This window comes from Lentzea sp. HUAS TT2, assembly GCF_051853195.1.
Lineage (GTDB): Bacteria > Actinomycetota > Actinomycetes > Mycobacteriales > Pseudonocardiaceae > Lentzea.
The window spans coordinates 4,931,296-4,952,863 of sequence record NZ_CP196667.1 but is presented as its reverse complement, the minus strand read 5'-3'; the positions used below and the strand labels follow the sequence as shown (position 1 = coordinate 4,952,863).

Here is a 21,568-nt window from a genome sequence, read left to right as displayed (position 1 = left end):
TATATCGGATATCAGACGAGCGCGTCCCACCAGGACTTGTCGAGCTCGCCGCGGGCGACGAGCACGGCAGGTCCGGTGAGCGTCGACGTCGTCGGCTCGATGGTCACGGTGACCTGGCCGCCGAGGACGTCGACGGTCGCCGAGCCGGTCGTGCGGCCCTGTCCCGCGAGCCAGGAGGCGACGGACGCGACGGTGCCGGTGCCGCACGAGCGGGTCTCGCCGACGCCGCGCTCGTAGACGCGCATGCGCAGTGCGTCCTCGCCGATCACGTTGATGAACTCGACGTTGACGCCGTGCGGGAACATCACCGGGTCGAAGCCGGGCGGAACGGTGAGGTCGAGGCTCTCGACCGGGACGTCGGTGACGCACGCGAGGTGCGGGTTGCCGACGTCGACCGCGAAGCCGCCGATGCCGGAGCCGCCGATCGCGGCGATGGACGTGCCGGTGACCCGTGCGGGGCCCATGTCGTTCGTGACGGAGCCGTCCGGGTGCGTGGTGACCATGCGGTCGCCGGCGCGCGTGGCGACGACGAACGAGCCCTGCGGCTGGTGGCCCGCGTCGACCAGGTAGCGGGCGAAGACGCGCAGGCCGTTGCCGCACATCTCGGCGATGGAGCCGTCGGCGTTGCGGTAGTCCATGAACCACTTGGGCCCGGACTCCCCGACCGTGCGCACGACGCGCAGCACGCCGTCCGCGCCCAGGCCTCGCTGCCGGTCGCACAGCGCCTGCACGCGCGCCACCGTCAGGTCCAACGCGTCATCGAGGTCGGGCAGGACGACGAAGTCGTTCTCCGTGCCGTGCCCCTTCACGAACTCCACGGGACAAGGTTACCGGCGGCCTCCAAGAGATCAGGCCGAGCACCGTCGAGCCAGGTGATGCGCTGGTCACGCCGGAACCACGACCGCTGCCGCCGCACGAACCGGCGGGTGGCGCGCTTGGTCTCCTCGGCGGCGAAGTCGATCGTGCAGGCTCCGTCCATTGCGGACAGCACCTGCTGGTAGCCCAGGGCGCGCGACGCCGTCTTGCCGTCGCGCAGGCCGAGCCGGACCAGGGCGCGCACCTCGTTCTCCAGCCCTGCGGCGAACATCAGGTCCACCCGCAGGTCGACCCTGGAGTCCAGTTCGGACACCTCGCGGTCGACGCCGATCTGGACGGTGCCGTACCGCGCGGGGCCGGGCTTGGGGAGGTTCGCCGAGAACGGCTGGCCCGTCAGCTCGATGACCTCCAGGGCGCGCACGATGCGGCGGCCGTTGGACGGCAGGATCGCGATCGCGGCGGCCGGGTCGAGCTCCTGCAGCCGCCGGTGCAACGCCTCCGGGCCCGCGGAGGCCAGCTCCGCCTCGAACCGCAGACGCACGGTGTCGTCGGTGCCGGGGAACTTCAGGTCGTCCAGCACGGCCTGTACGTAGAGCCCCGAACCACCGACGAGGATCGGCGGGCGTCCGGCGGCGAGCAGGTCCTCGATGACGGCCCTCGTCTCGCGCTGGTAGGCGGCCACCGACGCGGTCTCGGTGACGGACAGGACGTCGAACAGGTGGTGCGGCACGCCGCGGCGCTCGTCCAGCGGCATCTTCGCCGTGCCGATGTCCATGCCGCGGTAGAGCTGCATGGCGTCGGCGTTGACGACCTCTCCCCCGAACCGTTCCGCGAGCGCGACGGCCAGGTCGGACTTGCCGGTCGCGGTCGGTCCGACAACGGCGATAGGCGTTATTGGGGGGGTGATCACGGGCGCTCCCAGACTGCGACGTGGTAGCCCACGCCGAACGGTGCGAAGAACTCGGCGTCCGAGCAGCGCCACGGTCCGGGCACGCCGGCGAGGACCTGCCACGCCGCACGGCCCTGCGCTCCCAGCTCACGGGCGAGTTCGAGGTCGAGGCCGAGCAGGCCGTCCACGTCGGCGGTGGACAGCAGAGTGTGGACCAAAGAATCAAAAGGTCCCGAACGCTCGTCGTCCGACCCCGGCGAACGCGGGCCGTGCCGGGTCGAGCCGTCACCCAGGACCAGGAGGCCGACATCGGCGGAACCCGACGCCGCCGCGAGTTGTTGTCCAAACGAGACACAGTCGGAAGCGGGCAGGTCAGGCGGCACGAGTTCGATGCGTGACACCTCGACCGCACAGCGTTCGCGCAGCCACGCGGTGATGAGCACGGGCAACGGAATCCGTGCGTCCGGAGGCAGGTCACCGCCGAGTGACACGGGCAGATCGACCCCATAACCGAGAAAAGTTCCCGACAACGGCGGCACGTACGTCGACGGCCCGCTGTCGTCCACGGCGACCACGACCCACGGACCGGGCAGTTTTCCTGCTGCGGCAAGGGTTGCGGCCCTCACGGGCTCGGTTTCTGCGGCGGCTCCCACGACCAGTTCCGGGACCAGAAGAGGCGGGTGGGGCACCACCGCGGCACGGGTGATCACGACGAACGAGGCTACCTATCGTGGACTCCCAGTACCGAGTCGAGCTCTGACCTGTTTGAATGCGCGCGGGGAACTGGGGACGGGAGACCCTCCAGCGCCCGTATTGCATCGGCCCCGCCAACGGCGGGGCGCCCGTGGCAGGCACGGGCGTCAGATGGGAGGAACCGGCGATGTCGGAGCAGGACAGCACACCGCAGACCGTGGCGGAGACCGCCCCAGTCGAGGGTGCAGCCGAGGGTGTGGTCGAGGAAACGCCGAAGGAGACCGCGGCGCAGGCGACGCCTCCGGCCGTCCCCGTGGCGTCGGACCACCCTGACCGCTGGGGGCGCGTGGACGCCGACGGCACCGTGTACGTGAAGACCGACGACGGCGAACGTGCTGTCGGGTCGTGGCAGGCCGGCGAGCCGGTCGAGGGTCTCGCGCACTTCGCGCGGCGCTTCGACGACCTGCGCACCGAGGTCGAGCTGCTCGTGTCGCGGCTCAAGTCCGGCGCCGGCGACCCCAAGCACGCCCTGACCAGCGCGAAGCACGTCAAGGAGCAGCTCGCCGAGGCCGCCGTCGTCGGTGACCTCAAGGCGCTGGCCGCCCGCGTCGAGCACGTGCTGGTGCAGGCCGAGGCCGGCATGGAGAAGGCGAAGGAGGCCAAGGAGGCCGCCCGAGCCCAGTCCGTGGCGCGCAAGCAGGCGCTGGTCGACGAGGCCGAGTCGATCGCCAACGAGTCGACGCAGTGGAAGGTCGCGGGCGACCGGCTGCGGCAGATCCTCGACGAGTGGAAGACCATCCGCGGCGTCGACCGCAAGACCGACGAGCAGCTGTGGCGCCGGTTCTCGAAGGCCCGCGACGCGTTCAACCGCCGTCGTGGCTCGCACTTCGCGGACCTCGACCGCCAGCGCTCGGTGGCGAAGACCTCCAAGCAGCAGCTGGTCGAGGAGGCAGAGAAGCTCGTCGACTCCGACGACTGGGGCACCACGGCCGGTCGCTACAAGGAGCTGATGGTCGAGTGGAAGGCCGCCGGGCGTGCGCCCAAGGAGGCCGACGACGCGCTGTGGCAGCGGTTCCGCGCCGCGCAGGACGCGTTCTTCCAGAAGCGCTCCGAGGCCTTCAGCGAGCGGGACGCCGAGTTCACGGCCAACGCGAAGCTGAAGGAGGAGCTGCTCGCCGAGGCCGAGGGCATCGACCCGTCCGGTGACCTGGAGGCGGCGCGCAACGCCCTCTACAAGATCCAGGAGCGCTGGGACGCGATCGGCAAGGTGCCGCGCGAGCGTATCCGCGAGCTCGAGGGCAAGCTCCGCACCATCGAGGAGCGGGTCCGCGGCGCGGTCGACGCCCAGTGGCGCCGGTCCGACCCCGAGGCCGAGGCCCGCGTGGCCCAGTTCCGCGAGCGCGTGGAGCAGTTCGAGGCGCAGGCCGCGAAGGCCCGTGCCGCGGGCGACAAGCGCCGCACCGAGCAGGCCGAGGCTCAGGCAGCCCAGTGGCGCGAGTGGCTCGCCGCCGCTGAGCAGGCCCTGGCGACGCGCTAGAGGTTCTGACGTCTGAGGGCCCCTCTCCCGGCGGAGAGGGGCCCTCAGACGTTTTCAGCGGGCTATGCGCCACTTCTGGTCGTCGCTGCCGCTGCACAGCGACACGATCAACCAGGTGCCGTTCTCGTAGGTGCCGCCGTTCGCCGTCCCGAGGCAACGGCCGGACGCCACGTGCGCGAGCTGCGTGGTGTTGAGCGTCTGCCACAGCTGGGCGTTGTTGCTCCACGAGCACGCGTTCGCCTTGATGTGCTCGCCGAAGTTCTCCTGGTCCACCGGCTCCATGCAGAGGTTCCCGCGCTGGTTGCGGATGCGGAACACGGCCGGGTTCGAGTCCGAGAACTCGCGCGCCCAGAACGGCTGGAAACTGGTGCTGTCGTTCGCCGGATGCCGTTCCCACATCACGACGTCGTTCCAGCTGTTCTGGTAGAAGTCGGCCGCGCGCTGGTCGTTGCCGGCGGGCACCAGGTAGCCGGGCCCGTCGGTGGCGGGCTTCGCCGGTCCGGTGGGCTGCGGCAGCGGCGGCGCCACGGTCGGCTGGGCCGTCGGCTGCTGCTGCCGCTGCACGGGTTGCCCGGGGCCACCGGTCGGCAGGGTCCCCGTCCCCACCACCACCGGCGCGACAGGTGCGGACGACGCGGCGGGCACCGTCGTGGAGACCGAACTCGGGGACGTGGCAACCGAAGTGGTCGCCGTGGCGGCCTGCTGCTCGCCGTCCTTCTTCAGGTACACGGCGACGACCACCGCGACCGCGAGGGCCACCACCACCCCGATCACGATGGCGACACGAACCAGACGTGGCGGCTTCTGCTGCGGATCGGCGACGTACAGGTGGTTCACCGTGTGCGCCTGCACGACCTTGCCACTGATGTCGCCCGTGGTGTTCGTGTTGCCGTCCACCGCATCCGTCACGCCCAGCGAATCGAGGGTGCGCCGGAATTCATTACAGCCGCGGCATCACAGCTGCGGCGGGCGCGAGGCCGCGATCTTCACCCACTTCACCAGCAGGACGATCACCGCGATCACGGCGATGATCAACCCGGCGCCGGGGCCGGGGCCGATCGTCTTGTTGCTCGTCGTGGTCTGCTGCGTCCAGATCGACAGCACGCCGATGATCGAGCCCGCGAACAGCCCCAGCGAGCACACCCAGGTGAGGCCCCAGCGCCGCACCGCGAGCGTGACGCCGGAACCGATCACCCCGATCCCGAGTGCGAGGTAGGAGAACAGCTTCGGGAGGAACAGCGACGACTCGCCCAGCACGACCTGCAGGCCGGTGAACTCGCCGATCCACGGCAGGATCAGCGACACCAGGATCGCGAGCACCGCGATCGAGATGGTCAGCGCGCCCGTACCGGGATCGATGCGCTTGGCCGCCTGGTGCTCGACGTCGTCGATTTCCTTGCGCAAGAAGTCCTCTTCACTCACTGGGCCGCGCATCCCGACACGACGGGCAGCGGCTCGGGCGCCCCGAACGACGGCAGACCCAGGCCGATGCCCGCGGTCTTGGGCTTGATGCCGGCCTCGGAACGGTCACCGGCCTTGGTGCGGCGCCACGTCAGCGGTTCGCCGTCCGCGACGAGGTAGTGCGGGGCCGCGTACGTCACGACGGTCTCCACGACGTCACCGGGACGCGGAACCGTCGCACCCGGCGTGAAGTGCACCAGGCGTCCGTCACGTGCACGCCCGCTCATGCGGTGCGTCTCCGCGTCGCGCTTGCCCTCACCGGTGGCGACGAGCACCTCGACCGTGCGGCCGACCTGCTCGATGTTCAACGAGTGCGTCATCTCGTTCTGCAGCGCCACGAGCCGGTCGAAGCGCTCCTGCACGACGGCCTTGGGCAACTGGTCCGGCAGGTCTGCCGCCGGGGTTCCCGGGCGCTTCGAGTACTGGAACGTGAACGCCGACGAGAAACGGGCCTGGCGCACCACGTCGAGCGTGCCCTGGAAGTCCTCCTCGGTCTCACCGGGGAAGCCGACGATGATGTCCGTGGTGATCGCGGCGTCCGGCATGGCGGCACGGACCTTCTCGATGATCCCCAGGTACTTCTCCGTGCGGTACGAGCGGCGCATCGCCTTGAGCAGGCGGTCCGAACCGGACTGCAGCGGCATGTGCAGGCTGTGGCACACGTTCGGCGTCTCGGCCATGGCGGCGATGACGTCGTCGGTGAAGTCCTTGGGGTGCGGCGAGGTGAAGCGCACGCGCTCCAGCCCGTCGATCTCACCGCAGGCACGCAGCAACTTGCCGAACGCGAGCCGGTCGCCGAACTCGACGCCGTAGGAGTTGACGTTCTGCCCCAGCAGCGTCACCTCCAGCACACCCTCGTCCACGAGCGTCTGCACCTCGGCCAGCACGTCACCGGGACGGCGGTCCTTCTCCTTGCCGCGCAACGACGGCACGATGCAGAACGTGCAGGTGTTGTTGCAGCCCACCGAGATCGACACCCAGCCCGAGTAGGCGGAGTCGCGCGCGGCCGGCAGCGACGACGGGAACGTCTCCAGCGAGTCGAGGATCTCGACCTGCGCCTCGGCGTTGTGGCGGGCGCGTTCGAGCAGCACCGGCAGCGAGCCGATGTTGTGCGTGCCGAACACGACGTCCACCCACGGGGCGCGCCGGACGATCTCGCTGCGGTCCTTCTGCGCGAGGCAGCCACCGACCGCGATCTGCATGTTCGGGTTCGCCGTCTTCTGCGGGGCGAGGTGGCCGAGCGTGCCGTACAGCTTGTTGTCGGCGTTCTCGCGGACCGCGCAGGTGTTGAAGACGACGACGTCGGCCTGCTCGGACTCGGTGGCCCGCGCATAGCCCGCGTCCTCCAGCAGACCGGCGAGCCGCTCGGAGTCGTGCACGTTCATCTGACAACCGAACGTGCGTATCTGGAAGGTCTTCGGATCCTGCACGGTGCTCACGACCAACACGATAACCCCTGGTCAGTGGCCCGACTTTCGCGGACCGCACGAAGCCGCGCCCATCCACGCGTTGACCAGGCAGGACCTTCGTCGGGTGCAACCGCCCGCCACCCCCGTGGCACGATGCGCTGGTGCTGGGACGAGTACACGCCGCCTTGAGCCTGCTGACCGCCGCGACGGTCCTGACGGGCTGTAGCAGCACGGTGTCGGACATCAAGATAACGATGGCGACGGGCAGCGAGTCCGGCGTCTACTACTCGCTCGGCAACGGCCTGGCGGACATCTGGAGCAGCCGGCTGGGCATCGTGCGGCCCCAGGTCGTGCGCACGGACGGGTCCAGGGACAACGTCCGGCGGCTCGTCAGCGACCAGGCCCAGGTCGGCTTCTCGCAGGCGGACGCGCTCGAGGGCGTCGAGGGTTCCTCCGGGTTGCGCGCCCTGGCCCGCATGCACGACGACTACCTGCAGGTCATCGTCCGCACCGACCTGCCGGTGACGAAGCTGCGCGAACTGTCGGGGATGCGCGTGTCGATCGGCGCGACCGGATCGGGCGTCGAGATCATCGCGAGCCGGCTGCTGAAGTCGGAGAACGTCGCGCCCCAGACGGTGAACCTGGGCCTCGAGGACTCGGCCCAGGCGATGCAGCAGGGCAGGCTCGACGCGTTCTTCTGGTCGGGCGGACTGCCGACGAGCAAGATCAGCGAGCTCACCAAGGGCCTCGGCGTGCGGATGCTCGACCTGAAGGACGAGCTGCCGAAGTTCCGCCAGCAGTACCCGGTGTACGGGTCGGCGACGCTGCCCGCCTCCATCTACAACCTGAAGTCCGGCCCGGTCATCACGCTCGTCGTGCGCAACTTCCTGCTCGTGCGCGAACAGATGCCCGACGACGTGGCCGAGGCGCTCGTGCGGCAGCTGTTCGAAGGGCAGCCCGACCTCGTGAGGGCCCACTCGGCGGCGCGCACGATAGAACAGCGGTCGGCGATCGAGACATCGCCGGTGCCGTTGCACAACGGCGCCATGCGCTACTACCGCGAGGCGAAGGTCTAGACGGCCGGGAGGGTGACCACGACCTTCAGGCCACCGTCCTGCGGCGACTCCAGCGACACGGTGCCGTCGACGCGTTCGACCAGCAGCCGCACGATCGAGAGCCCCAGCCCGGAGCCCGGCACGTTCTGGTGGGCGGGGCTGCGCCAGAACCGGTCGGTGGCCCGTTCCAGCTCGTCGGGCTGAAGGCCGGGCCCGTGGTCGGCGACGGAGAGCTTGACGACGCCGTCGGACTTGCGGGCGTCGACGACGATCAGCGTGCCCTCCGCGGTGAACTTCAGGGCGTTGTCGAGCAGCGCGTCCAGGATCGTCTCGACCCCGCGCGGCGGCACGAGGGCCATGCCGACCCGTTCGCCGTCGAGCACGAGGTGGACCTCCTTCGCCGCCGCGGCGGCCGACCACGCGGAGAGCCGCGCCGACACCGACTTGTCCACGTCGACCGGCACCGGGTCCACGGAACTGGACTCGGCGCGCGCCATGGAGAGCAGCTCGTCGAGGATGCGGTTGAGCCGGTCGGTCTCGCTCAGCGCCTCGACCTGGTGCACCTCCGCCTCGTCGTCGACGTGTCCCTCCAGGTTGGACAAACGAAGTTTCAGCGCGGTCAACGGGTTGCGAAGTTGATGTGACGCGTCCGCCACGAAGGCCCGTTGCGCGGCAAGCACATCGCTCACGTTCGCGGCCATCTGGTCGAACGACCGCGAGAGGTGCCGCAGCTCCGGCGGCCCGGACTCCGCTCCCACGGGCGGCACCGGACGTCCGGACACGACGGCGGCGAGGAGCTTCCCTGTCGCCTCGTCCAGGGCCTGCACCGGCCGCAACGTCCAGCGCACCACCGGCAGCGCCAGCAGCACCGCGAGCGCCAGCACCAGCAGGCTTCCCGCGAGCAGCAGGGCCCACCAGCCGAGCACCTCGAAGCGGGTCTTGACGGTCGGCGAGAACGTGATCACCGCGCCCCGCACCTCGCCGTCGACCAGCACCGGTTCGGCCAGCACGACCTTCGCGTCGCTCCACGGCGCGAACAGCTCCGGCGCGACCGGCAGGCGCCCTGCCAGCGCTTTGCTGATCAGGTCCTGCACCGCGGGGTCACCGAGCGCGAGGTCGTTGCGCGAGGCCACCAGCGGCACGGTCGGCGCGTCGCGGGCCACCACGGCCACGCCGATGTCGTACAGCTCGTCGTAGCGCTCCAGCTCCGGCCGCAGCAGGTGCGGGCTGTCGTCGATCAACGGCCGCTGCGCCAGCGACGCGAACCGGCTGGTGTCGGTGAGCCGGTCGAGGAACATCTCCTGCTGCTCGGCGGCCGCCACGTTGCGGCCCAGCGGCACCCCCAGACCCACCAGGACCAGCACGATCAGGGCGAGCACCACGCCCAGCAGTCGGGACCTCACAGGCCGTCACCCCACCCGATCGCGACACGCCGACGAAAGATCACCCAATCGAGATCACACCTGCCCCAGCCGGTATCCGACGCCGCGCACGGTCTCCAGCAACGACGGCCGTCCGAGCTTCGTCCTCAGCGTGGCGACGTGCACGTCGAGCGTCCGGTTCGCGCCGGACCACGTGCGGCCCCACACCTCGGCGAGGATCCTCTCGCGCGTGCACACCGCGCCACCCGCGGCCATCACCAGCGCGAGCACCTGGAACTCCTTGCGCGACAGGGCGACCGACTCCCCCGCGACCGTGACCTCGTGGCGCCCCAGGTCGACCCGCACGTCGCCGGTCTCGAACACCTCCGTGGACACCGCGCCCACACCGACGGGGTCGGCACCGCGGCGACGGCGCACGGCGTGCACCCGCGCGACGAGTTCCCCCACGTCGTAAGGCTTCACGAGGTAGTCGTCGGCCCCGGCGTGCAGGCCGAGGATCCGGTCGTCGATCTCCCCTCTCGCGGACACCACGATGATCGCGACGTCCGACGCGGCCCTGATGGCGCGGCACAGCGTCACACCGTCCATGTCGGGCAGGCCGAGGTCGAGCAGCACCACGTCGACGCCGGCGAGGCGGTCGAGCGTGCCGCGGCCCGTGGCCTGCCGGTCCACGTGGAAACCCCGTCTGGTCAGGGCTGGGACCAAGGCCTCTGCGACCCTGTCGTCGTCCTCGACGAGCAGCACGCGCACTTTCGCTACCTCCCGGGCAACCGATGTCTGCCTGTGACAGAGTTGAGACCCTAAGTCTTGCTCAATGTCCTGGACTGGTGTGGTGGCGGACACCTAGGTTTCCGCCAACGCCGACGACCCCCAATGGAGGACTGGATGACTGCCGCCTCTGCACCGCCGATGATTCGTGTGGCGGGTGTGGACAAGTTCTTCGGCCCGTTGCACGTGCTCAAGAACGTGCAACTGGAAGTGCCGAAGGGGCAGGTCGTGGTCGTGCTGGGGCCGTCGGGTTCCGGCAAGTCGACCCTGTGCCGGACCATCAACCGCCTCGAGCCGATCGACTCCGGCGTCATCGAGGTCGACGGGCAGCCACTTCCCGCCGAAGGAAAAGAACTGGCTCGCCTGCGCGCCGATGTCGGCATGGTGTTCCAATCTTTTAACCTTTTCGCACACAAGACCATCGTCGAGAACGTGATGCTCGCACCGGTGAAGGTCCGCAAGACCCCGGCCGCCGACGCGCGCAAGACCGCGATGGAACTGCTCGAGCGGGTCGGGATCGCCAACCAGGCGGACAAGTTCCCCGCCCAGCTCTCAGGTGGACAGCAGCAGCGTGCGGCGATCGCCCGCGCGCTCGCCATGAAGCCCAAGGTGATGCTGTTCGACGAGCCCACGTCCGCGCTCGACCCGGAGATGGTCCAGGAGGTTCTGGACGTCATGACGGGCCTGGCCAAGGACGGGATGACGATGCTGGTCGTCACGCACGAGATGGGCTTCGCCCGCAAGGCCGCGGACCGGGTGATCTTCATGTCCGACGGCGAGGTCGTCGAGGATTCCACCCCGGAAGCGTTCTTCTCGGCGCCGAAGTCCAACCGCGCGAAGGACTTCCTTGGCAAGATCCTGACTCACTAGTAGTCAGCCCACGTTTCGAACGAATGGCAGGAGAAGGACGATGAGGGTTCGCACCCTTGCGGCGGTGCTGCTGACGGGCGCACTGGCCCTGACCGCGTGTGGCAAGGAGGGCAGCCCGACCGACCAGCCGGCGCCCGCCGGCCTCTTCGAGGTCGCCAAGGACGTCAAGGTCGACGGCTCGCCCACGTTCGAGAAGATCAAGGCGCGCGGCGAGCTCATCGTCGGCGTCAAGGAGGACCAGCCGGGTCTGGGCTACAAGGACCCGACGACGAACAAGTACAGCGGCTTCGACATCGACATCGCGCGCCTGATCGCCGCGAAGCTGGGCTTCGACCCCGAGACGAAGATCCAGTTCAAGACGATCCAGTCCGCGGCCCGCGAGCAGGCGCTGATCAACGGTGACGTCGACTACTACGTCGGCACCTACACGATCAACGCCGGCCGCAAGGAGAAGGTCTCGTTCGCCGGACCGTACTTCGTCGCCGGTCAGGACCTCCTGATCAAGGCCGACAACACGTCGATCACCGGCAAGGACACCCTCAAGGGCAAGAAGGTGTGCTCGGTGACCGGCTCCACGCCGGCCAAGCGCATCAAGGACGAGAAGCTGACCGAGGAAGGCAACGTCCTCGAGTTCCAGGGCTACTCGCAGTGCGTCACCAAGCTCCTCAACGGTGAGGTCGACGCGGTCACCACGGACGACGCGATCCTCAAGGGCTACGCCGCCGCCGAGGAGGGCAAGCTGAAGGTCGTCGGCAAGACGTTCTCCAGCGAGCCTTACGGCATCGGCCTGCCGAAGGACGACAAGGCCCTGCGCGACAAGGTGAACGACGTCCTGCAGGCCTCGCTGGACGACGGCTCGTGGCAGAAGATCTACGACGGCACGCTGGGCAAGTCCGGCTCGTCCGCCGAGAAGCCGAAGATCGACAGGTACTGACGGTTCCTCACGTGGCCGGTGGATCCCGCGTGGGTCCGCCGGCCGTTCCTTTGAAGGCGGACGGACGGCAAGGAAACCGATGAGCGTCCTCACCAACAACCTAGATCTGTTCCTGCGCGCTTTTGGCCAGACGCTCCAGCTCTTCGCGGTCTCCGCGGTGCTGTCGCTGGTGCTGGGCACGCTCCTCGCGGCACTGAGGGTCAGCCCGGTGCCGGTGTTCCGCGGCGTCGGCACGACGTACGTGACGGTCGTGCGCAACACGCCGCTGACGCTGGTCTTCGTGTTCTTCGTGTTCGCGTACCCGCTGCTGGACATCCTGAAGATCGAGCCGTACACCGCCGCGGTGGTGTCGCTGTCGCTCTACACGGCGGCTTTCGTCTGCGAGGTCGTGCGTTCGGGCATCAACACGGTGCCGGTCGGGCAGGCCGAGGCCTCCCGCGCGCTCGGTCTCACGTTCACGCAGATGCTCGGCAACGTGGTGCTGCCGCAGGCGTTGCGCTCGGTCGTGCCGCCGATGACGAGCACGATGATCGCACTGCTGAAGAACACGACGGTCGCGTCCGGCTTCGCCGTCGTGCAGGCGGGCAACATCCGCGAGCAGCTGGCGGATCAGGGTGACAACGTCCTCATCGGACTCCTGTGGGTCGCACTCGGGTTCGTCATCCTGGTGATGCCCCTGACGTACGTCCAGCAGGTCTTCGAGAAGCGGTGGAGCGTGGCCCGATGAGCATGGTGCTGTTCGACGTCCCGGGTCCGAAGGCCCGCGTCCGTCACAAGATCATGGCCGTCGTCGGCATCGCGGCGGTGGCAGCGGCGCTGGTGTACGTGGTGATGCGGTTCATCGTCACCGACCAGTTCACCGCCCGCAGGCTCGACTGGATCAACTACAAGCAGATCCAGCTCTCGCTCGTCGAGGCGATCGGCAACACGCTGTCCGCGTTCGCCGTCGGCGCGGTGCTGGCACTCGTGTTCGGCGCGATCTTCGCGGCGGCGCGGCTGTCCGACCACGGCTGGGTGCGCGCACCCGCGGCGGTGATCGTCGAGGTCTTCCGCGCGATCCCGCTCGTGATCATGATGTTCTTCTTCTACTACGGCCTTCCCGTGGCCGGGGTGAAGCTGAGCGCCTTCACGGCCGTCGTGATCAGCCTGATGCTCTACAACGGCTCGGTGCTCGCGGAGATCTTCCGCGCGGGCATCAACTCGCTGCCGAAGGGCCAGAGCGAGGCCGCGTACGCACTGGGCATGCGCAAGACGCAGGTGATGACGTTCGTGCTGCTGCCGCAGGCGTTGCGGGCGATGCTGCCGACCATCATCAGCCAGCTCGTCGTGCTGTTGAAGGACACCGCGCTCGGCTTCCTCATCACGTTCGAGGAGCTGCTGCGGTGGGGTACGCGCATCGGTGGTGACGCGGTCAACTTCGGCCGTCCGATGATCCCGGTGATGATCGTGGTCGCCCTGGTCTACATCGGACTGTGCCTGTTGCTGACGTGGCTCGCCACGTACCTGGAGAAGCGCAACCGCCGCAACAAGAAGGTCATCAAGACCGACAACCCCGACGTGGAGAAGCCCGTCCTGATGGACGCCTCCGCCGCGGGCTGACGGTGCTCTGGAACAAAACGGGGCGTGTCCACATCGGACACGCCCCGTTCGTCATTTCCAGAGCACGGACTCGCAGTTGTTCGTCACGTAGTCCGCGGCCAGCGAACCGTCGCCCTGCCGGGCCTTCGCGGCGGTCTCCCGGGCGTAGCGCTGCCCGTCGGGGTCCTCGGGTGAGAACTTCGGCAGCACCTCGTCCATCACCTTCAGCGCCTTGCTCGCCGCCGCCTGGTCGCCACGCTGGCGCGCGTCCTGCCAGCCGAGGTACCAGGCGCAGGAGTTGGTGATCTCCAGGACGATCCGCTCGCTGCCGGCCGGCGCCTTGTCCGGGCCTGGTCCCGACTTCTCCGCGAGCACGCCGAGATCCGGGTTCCGGCCGTCCGGCCAGGTGAACCTCGCGGAGCCGTCCCGCATGTCCTGCGTGTACCGCTGTTGATCGACGAGCCGGGGTTGTGCCGGGGGTGCCGCGCAGCCGGCCAGCAGGGCGAGCGCGAGCAGTCCGGTCAGTTTCCGCTCCACCACAGCGTTCCTCCGACGGTGCCCGAGGTGTAGGGGCTGTTCGAGGCGAGGCAGAACTTGGTGCCCGCCTTGAAGTTCGTGCCGACGTGCTTGCGGGTCTCCTCCATCCGCACGAACGCGCCGCGGGTGTTGCGGTCGCCGCACTTGTACCAGGCGAGCTGCATGACACCGCCCAGCGCGACCTGGGCGTCGATGTTCGATCCCGCGACAGTGATCGTGCGGGCGGTGGTGAACCAGGTGATCTGGTTCTCCTTGAACGGCACCGTGATCGTCGTCGACGCCGCCTGGGCCGGCGTCGCCGACAGCATCGCGAAGCCCACGGCGAGCAGACCGGCGAGAGCGCGTTTCATCGAGAGTCCCCTTCGGAAGGTCAGACGTTCCAGTCGACGACACCGCACCAGTCCTGCCGGGCCTCCCCGACGACGCCGAGGCAGAACGTGGTGCCCGCGCGGAAGTTCGTGCCGAGCAGCCGGCGCGACCGGTCCCCCGCCGGGAACAGCACGGGGCTGCCCGCGATCCGGTGGTCGCCGTCGCGGTACCACCGGATCTCCAGGTCGACGGGGCTGGCCGTGACCCGGAGGTAGACGTCGGAACCGTCGACGGTGATCGTGCGGACGGCGAGCAGGTCGGCCGATGCGGTGCGCATGGCGCGGAACGTATCGACGTCAGCGGAACCGGGTCGTCTCACGAAGAGTGGATCTCCCGTCAACTTTCGCGGTACGCTCCTGGTGGGGGATCTACCGCGGTGACGTCACAAGAATGAGGGCATTGTGACGCGCGTACTCGTAGTCGACGACCAGCCGTTGTTCCGCGCGGGTCTGGTTGCCTTGCTGAACGCTTCACCCGATCTGACCGTCGTCGGCGAGGCCGGGGACGGCGACACCGCCTGTGCTTTGGCGCAGTCGTCGCGGCCGGACGTGATCCTGCTGGACATCCGCCTGCCCGGCCTCGCCGCGCTCACCCGCGTCGCGACGTCCGCGCGGGTGCTGGTGCTGACCACCTTCGACCTGGACGAGTACGTCCACGAGGCGTTGCGGCTGGGCGCGGCCGGGTTCGTGCTGAAGGAGTCCGAACCCGCGCGCCTGATCGCCGCCATCACCGCGGTCGCCTCGGGTGAGATGCAGTTCAGCCCCACCGTGATGCGCCGGCTCGTGGCGGCCTATCTGAGGGGCGACACGGCCGTCTCCCCGTGGGGTTCGGTCGGGCTGGACGAGCTCACGGACCGCGAACGCGAGGTGCTCCGGCTCGTCGGCACCGGCCTGACGAACACGGCGATCGCGACCAGGCTGACGGTCACGGAGGGCACGGTGAAGACGCACCTCAACCGCGTGATGACGAAGCTGCGGCTGACCAGCCGGGCTCAGGCCGTGGTGATGGCCTACGAGTCCGGGCTGGTCATCCCGCAGATCGTCGCTAAGACCGCTTGAACAGCTTGTTGCCGAGCCAGACGACCGGGTCGTACTTGCGGTCGGCGACGCGCTCCTTCATGGGGATGAGCGCGTTGTCGGTGATGTGGATGTGCTCGGGGCACACCTCGGTGCAGCATTTGGTGATGTTGCACAGGCCGAGCCCGTGGTCGTCCTGCGCCTGGTCGACGCGGTCCGCGGTGTCGAGCGGGTGCATCTCCAGCTCGGCGACCCGCATGAGGAACCGGGGCCCCGAGAACGCCTCCTTGTTCTCCTCGTGGTCACGCACCACGTGGCAGGTGTTCTGGCACAGGAAGCACTCGATGCACTTGCGGAACTCCTGCGAGCGCTCGACGTCGACCTGCTGCATCCGGTACTCGCCCGGCGCCAGGTCCTTCGGCGGCGCGAACGACGGGACCTCGCGCGCCTTGGCGTAGTTGAAGGACACGTCGGTCACGAGGTCGCGGATGATCGGGAACGTCCGCATCGGCGTGACCGTGATCGTCTCCGACTCCTGGAAGATCGACATCCGGGTCATGCACAGCAGTCGCGGGCGTCCGTTGATCTCCGCGGAGCACGAGCCGCACTTGCCGGCCTTGCAGTTCCACCGCACCGCGAGGTCCGGGGCCTGCGTGGCCTGCAGCCGGTGGATGATGTCGAGGACGACCTCACCCTCGTTGACCTCGACGGTGAAGTCCTCCAGCGAGCCGCCGGAGTCGTCACCGCGCCACACCCGGAACTTCCCCTGGTAGCTCATGACAACTCCTCGGCGGTGAGGTACTTCTCCAGCTCGCTGCGGTCGAACAGGTCAAGCAGGTCGTTGCGGATCGGGATCTGCGGTTTCTCCGTCACCTCGGCGTGGTCACCGGATGCCGTGCACACCAGCAGCTTCCGCCGCCACTCGGCGTCCATCACGGGATGGTCGTCGCGGGTGTGGCCACCGCGGGACTCGGTGCGCAGCAGCGCCGCCTTCGCCACGCACTCCGACACCAGCAGCATGTTGCGCAGGTCGAGTGCGAGGTGCCAGCCGGGGTTGAACTGCTGGTGGCCCTCGACGGTCAGCGACTGCGCGCGTTCCTTGAGCTTCTCCAGCCGTTGCAACGCTTCTTCCATCTCGCCGGCCTTGCGGATGATGCCGACGAGGTCGTTCATCGACTGCTGCAGCTCCATGTGCAGCGTGTACGGGTTCTCGCCGCCTTCCTGCTGGAAGGGCTTGAGCGCCGTGGCCCGTGCCTCGGTGACGATGTCCTCGGCCACCACAGGGCGTTCGGCCATGGCCCGCACGTACTCCGCGGCTCCAGCGCCGGCCCGCCGTCCGAAGACGAGCAGGTCCGACAACGAGTTGCCGCCCAGCCGGTTCGAGCCGTGCATGCCGCCGGAGACCTCACCGGCCGCGTAGAGCCCTGGCACCGAAGAGGATCCGGTGTCCGGGTCGACCTCGACACCGCCCATCACGTAGTGACAGGTCGGGCCTACCTCCATCGGCTGCGCGGTGATGTCCACATCGGCCAGTTCCTTGAACTGGTGGTGCATGGACGGCAGCCGGCGGCGGATCTCCTCGGCGGGCAGCCGCGTCGACACGTCGAGGAAGACGCCGCCGTGCGGTGACCCGCGCCCCGCCTTGACCTCGGAGTTGATCGCGCGGGCGACCTCGTCGCGCGGCAGCAGCTCCGGTGGGCGCCGGTTGTTCGCCTGATCGGCGTACCAGCGGTCGGCTTCCGCCTCGTTGTCGGCGTACTTGTCCTTGAACACCTCGGGGATGTAGTCGAACATGAAGCGCTTGCCGTCGGAGTTGCGCAGCACGCCACCGTCACCGCGGACGGACTCGGTGACGAGGATGCCCTTGACGGACGGCGGCCAGACCATCCCGGTGGGGTGGAACTGGATGAACTCCATGTTGATCAGCGAGGCACCCGCGCGCATCGCGAGCGCGTGGCCGTCGCCGGTGTACTCCCAGGAGTTCGAGGTGACCTTGAACGACTTGCCGATGCCGCCGGTCGCGAGGATCACCGCCGGTGCCTCGAAGAGCACGAACCGGCCGGACTCGCGCCAGTAGCCGAACGCGCCGGCGATCCGGTCCCCGTCCTTGACGAGGTCGGTGACGGTGAACTCCTGGAACACCCGCAGGCGGGCGTCGTAGTCGCCGAACTCCTTGAAGTCCTCCTGCTGCAACGACACGATCTTCTGCTGCAACGTGCGGATCAGCTCGAGCCCGGTGCGGTCGCCGACGTGCGCGAGACGCGGGTACTCGTGGCCGCCGAAGTTGCGTTGCGAGATCCGGCCGTCCTTGGTGCGGTCGAACAGCGCGCCGTAGGTCTCCAGCTCCCAGACCCGTTGCGGCGCCTCCTGTGCGTGCAGCTCGGCCATGCGCCAGTTGTTCAGGAACTTGCCGCCGCGCATGGTGTCGCGGAAGTGGACCTGCCAGTTGTCGCTCTCGTTCGCGTTGCCCATGGCGGCGGCGATGCCGCCCTCGGCCATGACGGTGTGTGCCTTGCCGAACAACGACTTGCAGAGAACGGCGGTGCGCAGGCCGTGCTCACGGGCCTCGATCGCGGCACGCAGACCGGCACCACCAGCGCCGATCACGAGAACGTCGAACGAATGCCTTTCCAGCTCGGGCAAAACCACTCCTCAGTTGATGAAGCGGAGGTCGGAGATCGTTTCCGAGGCGACCAGCGCGACGTACAGGTCCGTCAGGCAGACGAAGATCAGCGAGGCCCACGCGAGCTGCATGTGCCGGTTGTTGAGCTTCGAGATCTGCGTCCACATCCAGTACCGGACCGGGTGCTTGGAGAAGTGCTTGAGCCGCCCGCCCGCGATGTGGCGGCACGAGTGGCACGACAGCGTGTAGGCGCCCAGCAGGCCGACGTTGACCAGCAGGATCAGGTTGCCCAGACCGACGCCGGTGCTGAACGCGGAGACCGCGTCGTAGATGTTGACCAGCAACAGGAGTGAGGCCGCGTAGAAGAAGTAGCGGTGCAGGTTCTGCGCGATGAGCGGGAACCTGGTCTCGCCGGTGTACTTGCTGTGCGGCTCGGCCACGGCGCACGCGGGCGGGGACGCCCAGGCCGCGCGGTAGTAGGCCTTGCGGTAGTAGTAACAGGTGATCCGGAATCCCAGCAGGAACGGGATGATCAGCAGCGGCGGCGTCAGGAAGCCGGGCAGTGCCGGAAACCACTGGCCGAAGTGCGAGGCCGCCGGGACGCACTCCTCGGTGAGGCACGGCGAGTACATCGGTGTGAGGTAGTGGTACTGGTCGACCCAGTAGTAGTCCCCCTGGAACGTGCGGAACGCCGCGTAGATCGAGATGAGCAGCAGGCCGACGAATGTCGTCAGCGGCGGCAACCACCATCGGTCCGTGCGCAGAGTCCTGGCGGCGATCTCTGCCCTCGCCATCAGTCACCTTTCTGGGGGTCCACGTCGTTGTGGAAGAACGCATACGGCCCCCGCGTCAGGCGGGGGCCGTGTGATCAGCTCGGCTCAGGTCCGGTTGCGGTAGCCACCGAGTCCTTCGTCGTCTGCGTCCTTCCAGAGCGACTCGTCGTAGGGCGTGTCGGGCACGACCACGACCTCGCGTTCCACTTGAGGCGCTTCCCGCTGCCTCGGGGTGCTCAGGTCGACGAGTTCGGTGGCGTCGATGTCCATGCGTTCCACGTCGTTGGCCAGGCGTTGCACCGCTGCCACGTCGCCATACCTGGCGCGCAGGTTGCTGACGGCATGCCGCATCTGGCCGATGACCCGGCGCAGCTCGACGATCTCCGTGGAGTTCATGGGACACCTCCGTTCCAAGGTCGTGCCCCGCACTCTGCCCAATCTCAAGCCATGTGACAAGCACCACACGCCAAGATTCAAAACTGGTCGCCTCCCATCTACTGAATCGTTTTTGTGTCTGCGACCAGCCATGACTTACTGTGTGTGGCGTCACGCCCGTCTGTGGGACGCCACCGTTGTCGTCTCGTAAGGGCCCCACCACGGCCCGTGATGACCCGGAGACCCCCATGACCGAACTGCATCCTGTTCTGACAGAGGTGACACGCCGGATCGCCGCCCGAAGCGCCGATTCGCGTCGCGTGTACCTCGAACGCGTGGCCGCCGCCGCGCAGGACGGAACGTCCCGGTCCGGCTTCGCGTGCAGCAACCTGGCGCACGGCTTCGCCGGAATCACCGGCGGCGACAAGGCGGCGCTGCGCGCGCTGCGCAAGTCCAACGTCGCGATCGTGTCGTCCTACAACGACATGCTGTCGGCCCACCAGCCGTTCCAGGAGTACCCGGCCTGGATCAAGGACGCCGTCCGGGCCGTCGGCGGTGTGTCCCAGTTCGCGGGCGGCGTGCCCGCGATGTGCGACGGCATCACCCAGGGCCGCGAAGGCATGGAGCTGTCGCTGTTCAGCCGCGACGTCATCGCCATGTCGACCGGCGTGGCCCTGTCGCACGAGATGTTCGACGCCGCGGTCCTGCTCGGCGTCTGCGACAAGATCGTGCCTGGTCTGCTGATCGGCGCGCTGTCGTTCGGCCACCTGCCGTCGATCCTGGTGCCCGCGGGCCCGATGTCGTCCGGCCTGTCGAACAAGGAGAAGGCCCGCGTCCGGCAGCTCTACGCGGAGGGCAAGGCGTCCCGCGAGGACCTGCTGGAGGCCGAGGCCGCCTCGTACCACTCCCCCGGCACCTGCACGTTCTACGGCACCGCGAACTCGAACCAGATGGTCGTCGAGGTCATGGGCCTGCACCTGCCGGGCGCCTCGTTCGTCCCGCCGGGGACCTCCCTGCGCCGCGCCCTGACCGAGCACGCCGGCCGCCGCGCCGTCGAGATGGCCAAGGGTGAGGGCTACACCCCGATCGCGCACGTCGTCGACGAGAAGGCCGTGGTCAACGGCGTCGTGGCCCTGCTGGCGACTGGCGGTTCGACGAACCACACGATGCACCTGGTCGCCATCGCCGCCGCCGCAGGCATCGAGCTGAGCTGGGACGACCTCAACGACCTGTCGGCGGTCGTGCCGCTGATCGCGCGGGTCTACCCGAACGGCGGCGCCGACATCAACCACTTCCAGGCGGCCGGCGGCGTCCAGTTCGTCGTCGGGACACTGCTGGACTCCGGCCTGCTGCACGAGGACGTGAACACCGTCGCGGGCCACGGCCTCAACCGCTACCGCCAGGAGCCGATGCTGGCCGACGGCGAGCTGATCTGGGTCGACGGCCCCGGCCGCTCCCTGGACCTCGAGGTCCTGCGCCCGGCCACCGACCCGTTCGCCTCGGACGGCGGCCTGCGCATGCTCTCCGGCAACCTGGGCCGCGCGGTCATCAAGGTCTCGGCCGTCGCGTCGGAGAACCACGTCGTCGAGGCCCCGGCCCGCGTCTTCACCACGCAGGAGGCCTTCCAGGAGGCGTTCAAGGCGGGCGAGCTCGACCGCGACGTCGTCGTGGTGGTCCGCCAGCAGGGCCCCCAGGCCAACGGCATGCCCGAACTGCACAAGCTGACGCCACCCCTCGGCGTGCTGATGGACCGCGGCCACAAGGTCGCCCTGGTGACCGACGGCCGCATGTCCGGCGCCTCGGGCAAGATCCCCGCCGCCATTCAGCTGACCCCGGAGGCCGCGGTCGGCGGCCCGCTCGGCCGGGTCCGCGACGGCGACGTCGTCCGGCTCGACGCCACTGCCGGGACTATCGAGGTCCAGGTGCCCGCGGAGGAGCTGGCGACGCGCCCGCTGGTGGACTTTCCGCCGACGAGCCGCGAGTGGATGGGCACTGGCCGCGAGCTGTTCGCCGCCCTGCGCCGCAGCGTCGGACCGGCCGACCGCGGTGCCACGGTGTTCGGCCCGATCACGGCCGACCACTTCGCCCCCGTCACCCACCACTAGCCCGTTGCCCGCGCACCACCAATATATTGGTTCCAGCACCACTGCTGACCTGCCCCTTAGCAATGACTCTTTGGACTTCGTCCGCAAAGGACCCATTGCAAAGGGGCGGTCCAGCACGACCGGCACGCTCGGTCGGCACGCCCGCACGACCAGCCCAACCCAGCCCGGCCTCGCCCGCACGATCCGTCACACCCGCCCGCCGACCTCACCGCCCAGTCCGCCCCGCACCCGTCCCACCGCCTGCCAGGAAGCCTTTGCAATGGGTCTTTTGACTTCGTCCGCAAACGTTTTTTGCATCCGGGAGAGGGCCGCAGGCACGAAGAGCGGGCAGGCTCAGCGGCAGCCGGCACGAGGCGACGAGACGGGCCGGCCTGCGAT

General features: G+C 68.8%; 23 protein-coding genes. 8 read left to right on the top strand and 15 right to left on the bottom strand.

The genetic code is table 11. The annotated features are described in order from the left end of the window. Positions 1-11: 11 nt before the first annotated feature. The 3 genes from dapF to ACSHWB_RS24885 are packed head-to-tail and all read right to left on the bottom strand — an operon-like array spanning position 12 to position 2,415. The gene (dapF, locus tag ACSHWB_RS24895) at positions 12-818 is read right to left on the bottom strand and encodes a diaminopimelate epimerase (RefSeq protein WP_439664385.1); all 807 of its coding nucleotides are present in this window, start codon (positions 816-818) and stop codon (positions 12-14) included. Beyond that, positions 806-1,711: a tRNA (adenosine(37)-N6)-dimethylallyltransferase MiaA gene (miaA, locus tag ACSHWB_RS24890; RefSeq protein ID WP_439664662.1), complete on the bottom strand. Its 906-nt coding sequence runs from the start codon at positions 1,709-1,711 to the stop codon at positions 806-808. The genes dapF and miaA overlap by 13 nt, the downstream gene beginning before the upstream one ends. An 11-nt stretch (positions 1,712-1,722) precedes the next feature. Next, complete coding sequence (locus ACSHWB_RS24885; RefSeq protein ID WP_439664384.1) at positions 1,723-2,415, bottom strand: hypothetical protein; 693 nt, start codon at positions 2,413-2,415, stop codon at positions 1,723-1,725. Positions 2,416-2,585: 170 nt separating this feature from the next. Between ACSHWB_RS24885 and ACSHWB_RS24880 the strand changes: the two genes are divergently transcribed. Further along, entirely contained in the window at positions 2,586-3,935 is a 1,350-nt protein-coding gene (locus ACSHWB_RS24880) for a DUF349 domain-containing protein (protein ID WP_439664383.1), read from the top strand. A gap of 54 nt (positions 3,936-3,989) precedes the next feature. Here ACSHWB_RS24880 and ACSHWB_RS24875 read toward each other — a convergent pair whose 3' ends face one another. From ACSHWB_RS24875 to miaB, 3 genes are read right to left on the bottom strand one after another with little or no spacing between them, the layout of a single operon-like run. After that, entirely contained in the window at positions 3,990-4,844 is an 855-nt protein-coding gene (locus tag ACSHWB_RS24875; RefSeq protein WP_439664382.1) for an RICIN domain-containing protein, read from the bottom strand. Positions 4,845-4,889: 45 nt separating this feature from the next. Next, positions 4,890-5,339 (bottom strand): Rv2732c family membrane protein, encoded by a 450-nt coding sequence (locus ACSHWB_RS24870; RefSeq protein ID WP_439664381.1) that lies wholly within the window; start codon positions 5,337-5,339, stop codon positions 4,890-4,892. A gap of 14 nt (positions 5,340-5,353) precedes the next feature. Further along, the gene (gene miaB, locus ACSHWB_RS24865; protein ID WP_439664380.1) at positions 5,354-6,835 is read right to left on the bottom strand and encodes a tRNA (N6-isopentenyl adenosine(37)-C2)-methylthiotransferase MiaB; all 1,482 of its coding nucleotides are present in this window, start codon (positions 6,833-6,835) and stop codon (positions 5,354-5,356) included. Positions 6,836-6,966: 131 nt separating this feature from the next. On the opposite strand from miaB, the gene ACSHWB_RS24860 reads away from it, so the two are divergent. Then, positions 6,967-7,881, top strand: coding sequence for a TAXI family TRAP transporter solute-binding subunit (locus ACSHWB_RS24860; RefSeq protein ID WP_439664379.1), 915 nt, complete (start codon positions 6,967-6,969; stop codon positions 7,879-7,881). Here the strand turns inward: ACSHWB_RS24860 and ACSHWB_RS24855 are convergent. Continuing rightward, on the bottom strand, positions 7,878-9,263 hold the full coding sequence (locus ACSHWB_RS24855) for a sensor histidine kinase (protein ID WP_439664378.1): 1,386 nt from the start codon (positions 9,261-9,263) through the stop codon (positions 7,878-7,880). The two genes, ACSHWB_RS24860 and ACSHWB_RS24855, sit on opposite strands and share 4 nt — an antisense overlap. A gap of 54 nt (positions 9,264-9,317) precedes the next feature. Continuing rightward, a complete protein-coding gene (locus ACSHWB_RS24850; RefSeq protein WP_266042156.1) occupies positions 9,318-9,992 on the bottom strand; it encodes a response regulator transcription factor in 675 nt (224 codons plus the stop codon). A gap of 159 nt (positions 9,993-10,151) precedes the next feature. On the opposite strand from ACSHWB_RS24850, the gene ACSHWB_RS24845 reads away from it, so the two are divergent. The 4 genes from ACSHWB_RS24845 (at position 10,152) to ACSHWB_RS24830 (ending at position 13,413) form a co-directional block, all read left to right on the top strand. After that, the gene (locus tag ACSHWB_RS24845; protein WP_177320629.1) at positions 10,152-10,880 is read left to right on the top strand and encodes an amino acid ABC transporter ATP-binding protein; all 729 of its coding nucleotides are present in this window, start codon (positions 10,152-10,154) and stop codon (positions 10,878-10,880) included. 40 nt (positions 10,881-10,920) lie between these two features. Next, positions 10,921-11,814 (top strand): glutamate ABC transporter substrate-binding protein, encoded by an 894-nt coding sequence (locus ACSHWB_RS24840; protein WP_439664377.1) that lies wholly within the window; start codon positions 10,921-10,923, stop codon positions 11,812-11,814. 79 nt (positions 11,815-11,893) lie between these two features. After that, positions 11,894-12,541, top strand: a complete 648-nt coding sequence (locus ACSHWB_RS24835; RefSeq protein WP_439664376.1) for an amino acid ABC transporter permease — start codon at positions 11,894-11,896, stop codon at positions 12,539-12,541. Continuing rightward, entirely contained in the window at positions 12,538-13,413 is an 876-nt protein-coding gene (locus ACSHWB_RS24830) for an amino acid ABC transporter permease (RefSeq protein ID WP_439664375.1), read from the top strand. The genes ACSHWB_RS24835 and ACSHWB_RS24830 overlap by 4 nt, the downstream gene beginning before the upstream one ends. A 51-nt stretch (positions 13,414-13,464) precedes the next feature. Here the strand turns inward: ACSHWB_RS24830 and ACSHWB_RS24825 are convergent, their stop codons facing one another. From ACSHWB_RS24825 to ACSHWB_RS24815, 3 genes are read right to left on the bottom strand one after another with little or no spacing between them, the layout of a single operon-like run. Continuing rightward, positions 13,465-13,929 (bottom strand): hypothetical protein, encoded by a 465-nt coding sequence (locus ACSHWB_RS24825; RefSeq protein ID WP_439664374.1) that lies wholly within the window; start codon positions 13,927-13,929, stop codon positions 13,465-13,467. Beyond that, on the bottom strand, positions 13,914-14,279 hold the full coding sequence (locus ACSHWB_RS24820) for a hypothetical protein (protein ID WP_093599744.1): 366 nt from the start codon (positions 14,277-14,279) through the stop codon (positions 13,914-13,916). The genes ACSHWB_RS24825 and ACSHWB_RS24820 overlap by 16 nt, the downstream gene beginning before the upstream one ends. A 20-nt stretch (positions 14,280-14,299) precedes the next feature. Beyond that, positions 14,300-14,575, bottom strand: a complete 276-nt coding sequence (locus tag ACSHWB_RS24815) for a hypothetical protein (protein ID WP_439664373.1) — start codon at positions 14,573-14,575, stop codon at positions 14,300-14,302. Between the two features lie 124 nt (positions 14,576-14,699). On the opposite strand from ACSHWB_RS24815, the gene ACSHWB_RS24810 reads away from it, so the two are divergent. Next, positions 14,700-15,356 carry a response regulator gene (locus ACSHWB_RS24810; RefSeq protein ID WP_439664372.1) on the top strand — a complete coding sequence of 219 codons (657 nt, stop codon included), beginning with the start codon at positions 14,700-14,702 and terminating at the stop codon, positions 15,354-15,356. Here the strand turns inward: ACSHWB_RS24810 and ACSHWB_RS24805 are convergent. The 4 genes from ACSHWB_RS24805 to ACSHWB_RS24790 all read right to left on the bottom strand — a co-directional run bounded on the left by ACSHWB_RS24805 (position 15,343) and on the right by ACSHWB_RS24790 (position 19,106). Continuing rightward, a complete protein-coding gene (locus tag ACSHWB_RS24805) occupies positions 15,343-16,092 on the bottom strand; it encodes a succinate dehydrogenase/fumarate reductase iron-sulfur subunit (protein WP_439664371.1) in 750 nt (249 codons plus the stop codon). The genes ACSHWB_RS24810 and ACSHWB_RS24805 overlap by 14 nt on opposite strands. After that, entirely contained in the window at positions 16,089-17,957 is a 1,869-nt protein-coding gene (locus ACSHWB_RS24800) for a fumarate reductase/succinate dehydrogenase flavoprotein subunit (RefSeq protein WP_439664370.1), read from the bottom strand. The genes ACSHWB_RS24805 and ACSHWB_RS24800 overlap by 4 nt, the downstream gene beginning before the upstream one ends. 9 nt (positions 17,958-17,966) lie before the next feature. Then, the gene (locus ACSHWB_RS24795; RefSeq protein WP_439664369.1) at positions 17,967-18,731 is read right to left on the bottom strand and encodes a hypothetical protein; all 765 of its coding nucleotides are present in this window, start codon (positions 18,729-18,731) and stop codon (positions 17,967-17,969) included. A gap of 84 nt (positions 18,732-18,815) precedes the next feature. Next, the gene (locus ACSHWB_RS24790) at positions 18,816-19,106 is read right to left on the bottom strand and encodes a hypothetical protein (protein WP_093599759.1); all 291 of its coding nucleotides are present in this window, start codon (positions 19,104-19,106) and stop codon (positions 18,816-18,818) included. Positions 19,107-19,333: 227 nt separating this feature from the next. On the opposite strand from ACSHWB_RS24790, the gene edd reads away from it, so the two are divergent. After that, positions 19,334-21,190, top strand: coding sequence for a phosphogluconate dehydratase (gene edd, locus ACSHWB_RS24785; RefSeq protein WP_439664368.1), 1,857 nt, complete (start codon positions 19,334-19,336; stop codon positions 21,188-21,190). Positions 21,191-21,568 lie beyond the last annotated feature (378 nt).